This window comes from Limnobaculum allomyrinae (assembly GCF_016649425.1).
In the GTDB taxonomy this organism is placed as follows: domain Bacteria; phylum Pseudomonadota; class Gammaproteobacteria; order Enterobacterales; family Enterobacteriaceae; genus Limnobaculum; species Limnobaculum allomyrinae.
In genome coordinates this window covers 109,116-121,848 of sequence record NZ_JADRCR010000003.1, presented here as the reverse complement: position 1 = coordinate 121,848, position 12,733 = coordinate 109,116, and the positions used below count along the sequence as shown (strand labels likewise).

The 12,733-nt window shown below is 46.1% G+C and carries 3 protein-coding genes; all 3 read left to right on the top strand.

The annotated features are described in order from the left end of the window. The first annotated feature begins 1 nt into the window (after nt 1). Nucleotides 2-136 (top strand): hypothetical protein, encoded by a 135-nt coding sequence (locus tag I2494_RS20525; RefSeq protein ID WP_267081246.1) that lies wholly within the window; start codon nt 2-4, stop codon nt 134-136. Between the two features lie 273 nt (nt 137-409). Beyond that, a complete protein-coding gene (locus tag I2494_RS08185; protein ID WP_218467589.1) occupies nt 410-1,696 on the top strand; it encodes an Ig-like domain-containing protein in 1,287 nt (428 codons plus the stop codon). Between the two features lie 419 nt (nt 1,697-2,115). Further along, complete coding sequence (locus I2494_RS08180; protein ID WP_218467588.1) at nt 2,116-12,636, top strand: Ig-like domain-containing protein; 10,521 nt, start codon at nt 2,116-2,118, stop codon at nt 12,634-12,636. Nucleotides 12,637-12,733: the final 97 nt, after the last annotated feature.

Below are 12,733 nucleotides of genomic sequence, written 5' to 3'. Positions count from 1 at the left end.
TTTGTCAGAAGTCATCCTGCAACAGGGTGTTGCAGGAAGAGTAAGTAAAAGGCAGGTCTCTCAGGATGTACCTGCTGAATTACTGCCTACCGGTAGTCTGGATGGTAGTAATTCAACGGTGGTACGGGTGAATTAAGTAAACAAGATATCACCGGTATAACCGTGAAAATCGTCAAGTAAGTGCGTTGACTTAGTTGATGTCAGTAAAGGGAGGGAGAACCCATTACTGGTTAGTAATCACGCAGGATGAGTAACAGTTAACCTGTTTTATTCAGGTGATTTTTACTTTTTAAGTATACGGAAATAGTGATGGCAGGACATTTGTCTGACGCCATCAAACGCTGAGTTAAGCGTTAAGCACTTAATGGAATGCCTATTTCTGAAAATGGAATATAAGGAAATAATTTAAATGAATACCAATTTTATTGATAACAGTCGCGATGCTACCCCTGCGTTTTCTGGTGAAGGTGTACCGGGAACTATGATTACTCTGTTTGATAATGGCAGGGCGATCGGTCACACAGTGATTGGTGAAGATGGCCTGTGGAGCCTTTCTGCTAATGAATTGCCAGACGGTATCCATTACCTTTCTGTTCTTGGAATGGATAGCTACGGTAACAACCAGTTCGTGTTGGGCGCGACAATGATGGAAGTGGGTGACATTACACAACCGGCACCACAGCTACCACCTGAACTACAACCTGAGCCACAACCAGAGCCGCAGCCAGAGCCACAACCAGAGCCACAACCAGAGCCACAACCAGAGCCACAGCCTGAGCCGCAACCAGAGCCGCAACCAGAGCCACAGCCAGAGCCAAATCGTACATTAGTAACACCAATCATTAGCGGTGCCTATGATCAGGTTGGTGCTGATGTGGGTAATGTTAAATCTGGTGCGATCACGGATGATGCTCGCCCGGTTATCAGCGGCACCGGTACTGCTGGTGATGTTGTTGTTGTATACAACACCGATATTAATGGCAGACATGAAGTTGGCCAGGCAGTCGTTGATGCTGAAGGTAACTGGAGCGTAGCTCCTTATGGATTTGCTGCATTGTCAGTGGGTGAAAACCAACTGACCGTTGTAGCGATAGATCCTGCAGCAGGTACGCGTAGCGAAGCAAGCGAGCCATACACTCTGGTCGTTGAAGCATTTATTCCAGCTCCGGTACATGGCGAAGTGATGCAGGGTACTGCTGGTGATGACGTGTTTAATCATGTGGGTGAAGCGGATCAGGTGCTGGCTGGTGCTGGTAACGATCTGATCAATCTGCAATCACTGAACTTTGCTCTGGTTGATGGCGGCGAAGGTACTGATACGGTAGCACTGTCAACGGTGTACGCTAACTTATCCCTGAGCGCACTGAAAGACACGTTAACGTCAGTAGAGATCTTTGATCTGGGCGATGGTCATAACACCATTACCGTTTCTATGCATGACGTTCTGCGTATGGGCTCTGAAGAGCTGTCAGTTCACGGTGATAAGAAAGCGCTGGTTATCAATGGCGAAGACGGTTCTACCTTAGCGATCGAAAACGTTCGCGAACAGTGGATTCAGTCTGGCGGCGACGACAGTAAGTGGATGATAACTGAGCAAGATTATCATTATGCAGGTAACACTTATAACGTCTGGTCTATTGGTAATGCCGGTGTTGAGCTATTAGTTGAGAATACAGTTAACACTATCATTATGTAATTGAAAGATAGAACGGCCACCGTTTGGTGGCCGTTTTTACATCTAAATTTCGCTGAAATAGCCAAAAAGGATATTTCAGGCACAAAAAGGAGGAGGAAAAAACACACCGGTAGCTCAAGGCACAAATAAAAACAGCAGGATGGATAGTGGGTTAACGGAAGAAAACCCCACTTTCGGCCCTTGTGCTCATCGTCGAATAGCAACATTAAGCTGAATGATAAACGCTAAAAATTGTTTACGTTGTCAGCAAGATCGCAACAGTAATCAGGGAGTACGCGCTAAATTCCGCTAATTAGATACACCAACAGATAACAATAAAAAGCAAGCCCGGTTGCAGAACCTGAGATTGAGTTCTGTTAAGAGTGATGAACTCAACGGGCTATCAAAAAATGAGTAATGGATAAGGAGTCTGTTCTCGTATGAGTAAAAATATTAGTCTATTGGTTAATTCCGGGGGCGCCAGCTCTCAGGTTATATCTCTTGATTCAAACAACCCCGCCAGAATTCAAATTCAGGATGGACACCAGTACATCTTAAAAAATCAAGATAATAACCACTCGCCGGAAAATGTGACGCTAAAGCGGCACGGTAACGATCTGTATGTGATCTTGGAAGGCGATACCGATCCTGCGATTGTTATTGATAATTACTATGTTTCAGGTAATCACCAGCCATTATTGGGTATTGCTGAGGATGGTCAGCTCTATTCCTATATTACCAGTGATGCATTGAACGAAGGTTACATGCTGGCTGACGAGGGGGTTACCTCTGTTACATTAGGCGGTTCTTCACTGGGCGATAGTAGCTATTTATTTGAGAGCGTTGAATATAGCGATGGACTGATGGCATCATGGCCGTGGTTCTTAGGTACCGCAGTGATTGGCGGTATTGGCTATGGCATTTATAATACGAATAAAGATGATGATAACTCTTCTTCATCTTCTGTATCACTACAAACACCTGATACAAAACCTCAACCGAGCTCTCAGGCAGAACCACAGGCTGAATCTCAAGTAGAACCTTTACCAACACCAGCTGAAACTATTAATACGGTTGGTGAAGTCGCTATTCCTGCAGTTTCTGGTACCAGTACAACTGAAAATAAGACCACAATTTATGGTGTCGGTGAAGCAGGCGACACCATTACTATTTATGATAACAATCAGGTCATTGGTACCACGGTGGTTAATGCCAATGGTCAGTGGCAATTTATATCTGAAACGGCTTTAAATGGGGGCGTACATAACATTACGTTGACTCAAACTAGCCCATCAGGTTCAACCAGTGGTTCATCTGAAGCTTTCTCATTTACGGTTGATATCGCTACGTCAGAACAACCGATAGCCCCGGTTCAGGCAGTGTTTAACAGTATGGTAGATAGCGAGACATTGCTTGCTATCAATCTGGAAACAAAAACGGCCAGTACCACACCCATTTTTTCTGGCGTAGGTGAACCAGGCGCTGTTATTACCTTTATTGATAGCAGTAATGCGAGTCTTCTGTCTGCCGTAAATAAGAGCGGTAAGCAATTACTCAAAGCTGATGGCGGCAAAATTATTGGTCAGGTTACTGTAGGTGAAGATGGTATATGGAGCTTTACGCCAGATAAACCGTTGGCTGAAGGTCAGCACCGTATCACGATGATATCTACGGATAAGGATGGCAACCAAAGCCTGCCATCCGATCCGATAATATTTGAAATCGATATTACTGCACCAGACACTCCGGTCATTAATGCAGTACTGGACTCTTCTGGTGATTTGAACAACCCAATTTTATTGGGTAGCAATACTCATGAAGCCAAACCGATTATCTCGGGGCAGGGTGAGGCGGGAAGTACCATTATTGTTACCGATCGTGGTGAATTCATCGGTAGTGTGATTACCGATCAATCCGGAAACTGGACATTTACTCCAGAAGTGGCACTGAGCGAAGGTGCCCATAGTATCTGCGTTGCGGCAATAGATGAAGCCGGTAATGGTAGTCAAATCTCTGATGTGTTTGTATTTAATGTAGATACGTTAGCGCCAGAACAGCCGATTATTAACAACGTTACGGACGATAAAACGCCATCTTTCGTGGGTGAAGGTGAGCCAAACAGCACGGTCACTATTTTTGATAATGATGTGTTAATTGGCCAGGCAGCGGTGAGTGATGAAGGTCGATGGGTATTTACACCAGACGAGCCGCTAAGTGTAGGTACTCATAATATCACAGCCCGTGTAACGGATAGTGCGGGTAATGTGAGTGAGCCGTCAACAGTATTTGAGTTTATCTCTGAGACCACAAGTTCACCGACAGAGCCAGTTGTACCAACCATTGAATTTGTTTCTGCTGATTTCCGCGGTGACTTAGATAGTGGTACAGCGGTTAATAATGCTACGCCAACGCTGAAAGGCACGGCAGAGCAAAGCAGCGTTGTGACCATTTTTGATAATGGCACCATTCTGGGTTCGACGGTAGCGGATAGCACCGGTAAGTGGAGTTTTACGCCAGCAGCAGAACTGCCGGCAGGCGATCATGCCTTTACGGTAGCGGGTGATGCAGGTATCCCATCCGCCGAGTTTATGGTCACCGTGGATCCTGAACTTCATATTCACCCACCGGTACCGACAGAGCCAGTTGTACCAACCATTGAATTTGTTTCTGCGGATTTCCGCGGTGACTTAGATAGTGGTACAGCGGTTAATAATGCTACGCCAACGCTGAAAGGCACGGCAGAGCAAAGCAGCGTTGTGACCATTTTTGATAATGGCACCATTCTGGGTTCGACGGTAGCGGATAGCACCGGTAAGTGGAGTTTTACGCCAGCAGCAGAACTGCCGGCAGGCGATCATGCCTTTACGGTAGCGGGTGATGCAGGTATCCCATCCGCCGAGTTTATGGTCACCGTGGATCCTGAACTTCATATTCATCCACCAGTGCCGGAAGAGCCAGTTGTACCAACCATTGAATCCGCACAGGATGATGTGGGTGCAATTCAGGGTATTCTGAAGCATGGCGCTATAACTGATGATTCTACCCCAACGCTGGCAGGCAAAGCAGCCATGGGCAGCGTGGTGAAAGTTTATGATGGTGAAGAGTTACTGGGCTCAACGGTGGCAGATAACCAAACGGGTCAGTGGAGCTTTACGTCAACCACATCATTAGCTGAAGGTGAACATCAGTTCCATGTTGTTTCGGTCAGTGCTACTGGTAACGTTAGCGCCCCGTCGGATAGCTTTGTGCTGACGGTAGATACCATTGCGCCGGAAAAACCATCGATTAATATTAGTATTATGCTTCATGCAGATGTCCTTGATGATGAAGGGAATCCGTATATTCCGGGCGTAGATGAATGGTTCGGTGGGTTCTATGGTAAAGGTGAGCCAGGAAGTACGATTACCATCATTGATAATGGTAACGTAGTCGGTCAGACCATTGCTGATGCATCAGGATCATGGGTATTTACACCGCCGCCAGCATTAGGGAGCGGCGATCATGAAACTTATGTCACGGCAATGGATAAAGCGGGCAATATCAGCGAATCCTCCAACACAGTAACCTTCAAACTGATAGGTAATGACTCTGAGCCGCAAATACCAGCAACCATTGAATCCGCTCAGGATGATGTGGGTGCAATTCAGGGTATTCTGAAGCATGGCGCTATAACCGACGATTCCACCCCAACGCTGGCAGGTAAAGCAGCCATGGGCAGCGTGGTGAAAGTTTATGATGGTGAAGAGTTACTGGGTTCAACGGTGGCAGATAACCAAACGGGTCAGTGGAGCTTTACGTCAACCACATCATTAGCCGAAGGTGAACATCAGTTCCATGTTGTTTCGGTCAGTGCTACTGGTAACGTTAGCGCCCCGTCGGATAGCTTTGTGCTGACGGTAGATACCATTGCGCCGGAAGCAGCCTCTGATATAGATATCGTTCAATACCCATGTGGCGCGCCGGAGTTCATCACGGGGACGGCTGAAGCTCATGGTGTCGTTACCGTATATGATAATGGCAGTGTAATTGGTAGTACGGTGGCTGATTTTGATGGTTTTTGGGAGTTTAATCTGGAACATGCTCCAGAATCAGGGGCTCATACGATCACCACCACCGTAATGGATAGTGCGGGTAATATTAGTCAAGCCAGTCAGGAGTATTCTTTCTATATTAGTTTGAAAGGTATAGGGATTACTGAGTTAAGTGATTCGACGGGTGAGATAACAGGTAATATCTTCCCGGGTAGCGTAACCGATGAAGTTCGTCCAATAATCACTGGTTATGCAGAAGTAGGTTATGTCATTAAAATTTATGATGGCAGTACTCTGTTGGGTTCAACCGTAGCATATGAAGACGGTGAATGGAGCTTTACGCCAATCGATGATTTGGCTCAAGGGGAGCACAGCATCACAGCTGTCGCGATCGATGCAAATGATACTGTTGGTAATCCTACCCCAGCAATTACCTTTACTATTGATATTACTCCACCAGATGCACCGACCATTGAATCCGCACAGGATGATGTGGGTGTCATTCAGGGCAGTCTGAACAGTGGTGATTCGACGGGTGATTTTACCCCAACACTGAGCGGCAAAGCTGAAGCGGGTAGTGTGGTGAATGTGTATGGTACAGCGATACCTCTGGAAGGAACAGCATTACTGGGTTCTGTCGTTGTGGATAGCGAAGGTAAGTGGAGCTTTACGCCAGCTTTTGAGTTGGCTGAGGGCGAGTACAAATTCACTGTAACGTCAATGGATAGCGCTGGTAACATCAGTGTACCGTCAGAGCCATTCATTCTGAACCTTGAATACCCGGCTCCTGCATCAATCTCTTCGATTAAACTCATCGATGATGTGGGTGATATCAGGGGTAGCATTGCACCAAATGGCATCACCGATGATGCCCGTCCGGAAATGACTGGCAATGCCAGAACCGGCGATATTATTAAGGTTTATGACGGTGACACCTGTCTGGGCTCAATCCCGGTTAGATCTAATAGTGAGTGGAGTTTTACCCCACCCACCGATTTAAGTGAAGGTGTGCACAGTATTACCGTGACGGCGACTAACGAGTTCGGTAAGACCAGTGAACCAAGTACAGCGTTTGTGTTCTTCATTGAGACCACTGCTCCTGTGGTACCAACCATTGAATCCGCACAGGATGATGTGGGTGCAATTCAGGGTATTCTGAAGCATGGTGATATAACCGATGATGCAACCCCAACGCTGACCGGTAAAGCGACCATGGGCAGCGTGGTGAAAGTTTATGATGGTGAAGAGTTACTGGGCTCAACGGTGGCAGATAACCAAACGGGTCAGTGGAGCTTTACGTCAACCACATCATTAGCTGAAGGTGAACATCAGTTCCATGTTGTTTCGGTCAGCGCGACGGGTAACGTTAGCGCCCCGTCGGATAGCTTTGTGCTGACTGTGGACACTATCGCCCCGGAAGCAGCCTCTGATATAGATATCGTTCAATACCCATGTGGCGCGCCGGAGTTCATCACGGGGACGGCTGAAGCTCATGGTGTCGTTACCGTATATGATAATGGCAGTGTAATTGGTAGTACGGTGGCTGATTTTGATGGTTATTGGGAGTTTAATCTGGAACATGCTCCAGAATCAGGGGCTCATACCATTACCACCACCGTAATGGATAGTGCGGGTAATATTAGTCAAGCCAGTCAGGAGTATTCTTTCTATATTAGTTTGAAAGGTATAGGGATTACTGAGTTAAGTGATTCGACGGGTGAGATAACAGGTAATATCTTCCCGGGTAGCGTAACCGATGAAGTTCGTCCAATAATCACTGGTTATGCAGAAGTAGGTTATGTGATTAAAATTTATGATGGCAGTACTCTGTTGGGTTCAACCGTAGCATATGAAGACGGTGAGTGGAGCTTTACGCCAATCGATGATTTGGCTCAAGGAGAGCACAGCATCACAGCTGTCGCGATCGATGCAAATGATACTGTTGGTAATCCTACCCCAGCAATTACCTTTACTATTGATATTACTCCACCAGATGCACCGACCATTGAATCAGTTTCTGCGGATTTCCGTGGTGAGCTGACTGGCGATGTCATCATTAATAATACCCTACCGACGTTAAGTGGCGTAGCTGAGCACGGCAGTACGGTACGTATTTTCGATAATGATAATTTAATCGCGATCGTTGAGGCGGATGGTACCACAGGTAAGTGGAGCTTTACGCCGAAAGAGGATCTCCTGTTCGGTGAACATATCTTCATTGCAGAAGCCATCGATGCAGCAGGTAACTACAGCAGTCAGTCACCTGAGTTTATTGTCATTATTGATAGTGAATTTTGTATTATTCCGCCACCTGCAGAACCACCCGTTACGCTAACTATCGAGTCAGTTTCTGCGGATTTCCGTGGTGACTTAAATAGCGGTACAGTGGTTAATAATGCTACGCCAACGCTGAAAGGCACGGCAGAGCAAGGCAGCGTTGTGACCATTTTGAATAATGGCACTATTCTGGGTTCAACGGTAGCGGATAGCGCCGGTAAGTGGAGTTTTACGCCAGCAGCAGAATTGCCAGCCGGAGATCATGCCTTTACGGTGGCAGGTGATGCAGGTATTCCATCAGCCGAGTTTATAGTCACTGTGGATCCTGAACTTCATATTCACCCACCGGTGCCGGAAGAGCCAGTTATACCAACCATTGAATCTGTACAGGATAATGTGGGTGCAATTCAGGGTCTTCTGAAGCATGGCGCTATAACTGATGATTCCACCCCAACGCTGACAGGCAAAGCAGCCATGGGCAGTGTGGTGAAAGTGTATAACGATAGTGTTCTTTTAGGCTCTGTTATTGCCGACGCTGAAACGGGTGAATGGAGTTTTACCCCATCTACTGCATTACTGGATGGGACATATCATTTTGCTGTTACTTCAACAGATGCAGTTGGTAATGCCAGCTTGCCATCAACAGTTTTTGATTTGACCATAGATATCCCTGCACCAGCCCCTGATATCAGACAACAAATTCTTGGAGTAGATGATCAAGTAGGTCATATCACCGGAAATGTTAAGTCAGGTGATTGGACTGATGACTCGCAGCCAACTATTCACGGTGTTGGTACTGCGGGTGACATTATTAGAGTGTACACCAAAGATGCCATAGATAGTCATGAAATCGGTAGCGCCAGGGTAAGTGCTGATGGTACATGGAGCCTGAAACCATCGACACCGTTGTATTATGGTAGTAATGAACTGACAGCCGTCGCCATAGATGGATCTGGCAATGCCTATATGCCAAGTGAATCCTATGTGATCAGTTGTGGTGACGGGTCTCAAATGCCGCCAGTAATTGAAATGGTGTTGGACGACGTGGGTATCACCACCGGTGTGTTGAAACAAGGCAGCGTAACGGATGATAACAAGCCGACCCTGAGTGGTACTGCCGCTCGGGATTGTATCGTTAAGGTTTATGATGATGCCACACTGTTAGGTTCAACGCTGACTGATGCTAACGGTGAGTGGTTCTTTACACCAACATCGACGTTGACTGATGGCTCTCATAACTTTACCGCAACGTCTACGAGTAACATTGGACAGGTCAGCAAACCGACCGGTATTTTCAATATTATTGTAGATACGACAGCACCTGCAACAGCCACCAATATTGCGACCAGCAATGACGACCCAACCCTCTTAACGGGCAGTGCCGAAGCGAATGGAACTATCACGGTTTATAGTAATGACCTTGTAGTGGGTACCGTGAAAGTGGGTGCAGATGGTTCTTGGTCGTTTAACCTGAGTACCGTTCTGGCGGCAGGTTATGACACGTTCACGGTTACTGTAACCGATCGTGCCGGTAATGAGAGTGTTCCATCTTCAGCATTTACCTTTGATATTGATACTGTTTCGCCAACGGTACCAACCATTGATTATGCCTTTGATAACGTAGGTCATCTCACTGGTGCGTTAAAAAATGGTGATGTTACTGATGACAACACTCCAACTCTCCATGGTTCAGCGATAGCGAACAGTGTTGTCAGTATCTATCTTGGTGGAGAGACGATTGGTAGCGTAACAGCAGATGCAGACGGTAAGTGGGTATTTACCACAGCACCGATTGATATGAGTACACATGTGTTTACCGTAACGGCAACAGATGCGAATGGTAAGGTCAGTGAACCAAGCCAAGCGTTCAGTTTAGCGGTTGATAATGGACACTATGTTCCCACTATTATCGCTTACGTAATTGATAGTGTTGGTGATATTACAGGTCAAATTCGAAAAGACAGTGTTATTGATGATCCTCGCCCATACATTGCAGGAACAGCGGATAAGCACAGTATCGTTGAGATTTATGATGGAGAGACCTTACTGGGATCAACAAGGGCTTTATCTGACGGTGAGTGGAGCTTTACGCCATCGTTTGATCTGGGGCAGGGTGAGCATAGTATTACTGCTATCGCAACTGACATCATTGGTTATGTTTATCCTCCATCCAACGCGTTTAGCTTTACAATCGATACCACCCCACCAGCGATGCCAACTATCGAATCAGTCTCTGCGGATTTCCGCAGCGATATGAGTAGCGGTACTGTCACTAATGACATTACGCCAACGCTAAATGGTGTCGCTGGGAAGGGTAATTTTGTCACTATTTTTGATGGTGACGTCAAATTAGGTTCAGTACAGGCAGACAGTACTACGGGTAAATGGAGTTTCACGCCATCATTCGATCTGACTTATGGCGACCATACCTTTACTGTGATATCTGTTGATAAAGCAGGTAATCAGAGCACCCAATCGCCAGAGTTTGTTGTGGTTATTGATGCTGATATTTGCATTATGCCACCGCCTGTGGAGCCGTCAGAAGCACCAGGGATACCGACCATTACTTCTCTGGTAGACAATGTAGGTATCATCACGGGTACGGTGTTAAGTACTCATGTTACAGATGATGCCAGACCAACATTATCTGGCACGGCAATAGCGAACGGTATTGTCACCATATATAACAATAATGCGAAGTTTGCCAGTGTAACCGCTGATGGTGAAGGCAAATGGTCATTTACTCCAGAAACTGAGTTACCTGATGACGTATATAGCATCAATATTGATGTTACCAATGCAGAAGGGCAAACCAGTGGCAAGAGCAGCTATTTCTACTTTTACGTAGATACTGTTGCGCCGGATGCAAGTGCTGCTCCAGTGATTACATATAATAATCTGGATGAAAGCATCTCGCTGAAAGAGGGTGATGTGACTGATGATTGCACCCCCGCTTTGTCTGGATTGACCGAAGGTGGCAATATTGTGACTATCTACGATCACGGTGTTGTTATTGGTTCAACCACTGCAAGCTCGGGCGGACCTTGGTGGTATCCTACTTACGGCTCACCTTTGGCGGATGGCGAGCATCAGTTCACCATCACGATTATGGATAAAGCGGGTAATATTAGTACGGTTAGCCCAGAAGTTAATATCACTATTGATACCAGTGGAATCTTACCTTCAGTTATGTATCTCAGTGATCTTGTTGGCACTGTAAGAGGTCATGTCACTGCAAATGGTTCAACTGATGATCTCCGTCCCTGGATTACAGGTAGCGGTAAAATTGATAGTGTCGTCATGGTATATGACAATGGTGTATTGCTGGGTTCATCCACAGTGGCTGCCTTTAGTAGCCGTTGGTATATAAAACCAGATTTTGACTTAGCCGAGGGTAAACATAGTATTACATTAGTTGCCACTGACAAAATGGGTAATCATAGTGAATCAATCTCTGCATTTGATTTCATTGTGGATACCGTTGCGCCAGCGATACCAACCATTGAGTCAGCGATAGATAATATGGGGTCGATACAGGGTTTATTGAGCAGCGGTGATATAACCGATGACTCAACACCAACTCTGACGGGTAAAGCTGAAGTTGGTAGTATCGTGAGAGTGTATGACGGTAGCGTTCTGTTAGGCTCGACAACAGTAGATAGCCTGAGCGGTGAGTGGAGCTTTACACCAGCAGCGTATTTGGCTAAAGGTGAACATCAGTTCCATGTTACAGCTATAGATACTGCAGGTAACAACAGCCAGTCATCAGAGAGCTTTAGCCTGATTCTTGACTATAGCCAGCCAGATAGCGCTAACTTAGCAATTACTAATGTGCACTCAGATGGCCCTGTAGAAGTAATGAATAATGGGCCTATGTACACGGGTGATATTGAGAACGGTGGTGCAATTAGTTATGGCAAACCTCTCATTAGTGGTACGGGAACTGCGGGTGATGTCATCGTTCTCTACTCCAATGGATATTATAGTCATCTTGAATTGGGGAGTACGACTGTAGATGCAAATGGGAAGTGGAGTCTTCAGTTAACCAATAGCTTACAGCTGGATGATAATGAGCTTTTCGTGGTTGGAATGGATGACCAAGGGAATGTTACTGGTACTAGTGCACCATATGCAGTTATTTACTACGGTATATGGTTCGATGCCATTACACCGGACTTTGTTCTTGAGAGCGATAGTCTGGTACCTGCCAACGTAGAGGATGAAAACGCTGAGACCGTAGATGATGCTACAACGGGCACTCTCCTACACTCAGCGAATCTGGTCTTCTTTGGTAGTGAAGGCACTGACACCTTGATCCTGAAAGGTCAGAGTGACCAATTGAAATCGGGGTTAATGCAAGACAAATTAACTTCTGTGGAGATTATCGATCTGGGTGATGGCAATAACACCATGACAGTCAGTTTGCATGATGTTTTACGTTTGGGTACAGAAGAATTGGCAATCAATAGTGGAAACAAAGCGATGGTTGTCGATGGTGATGAGAGCAGTACACTGCAGTTAGAAGAAATGGATACTCAGTGGAGCACGTCACAAAGCGAGCATCAATATGCTGGCAATACCTATGACGTCTGGACTACCGCGTCTTCAAACGTTGAAGTCCTGGTCGAAAACAATGTGCATGTCATGATGTAATGCACTAACTAAATGGAACGATCGCTATCTGGCGATGGTTCCGATAACAAAACCGGCCCGTTGTTCAGGCCGGTTTTATTGTTTATAAACTACCTGA

Coding starts and splice junctions, on each gene's coding strand:
- I2494_RS08185 (WP_218467589.1), top strand. CDS start 410: ATGAATACCAATTTTATTGATAACAGTCGCGATGCTACCCCTGCGTTT.
- I2494_RS08180 (WP_218467588.1), top strand. CDS start 2,116: ATGAGTAAAAATATTAGTCTATTGGTTAATTCCGGGGGCGCCAGCTCT.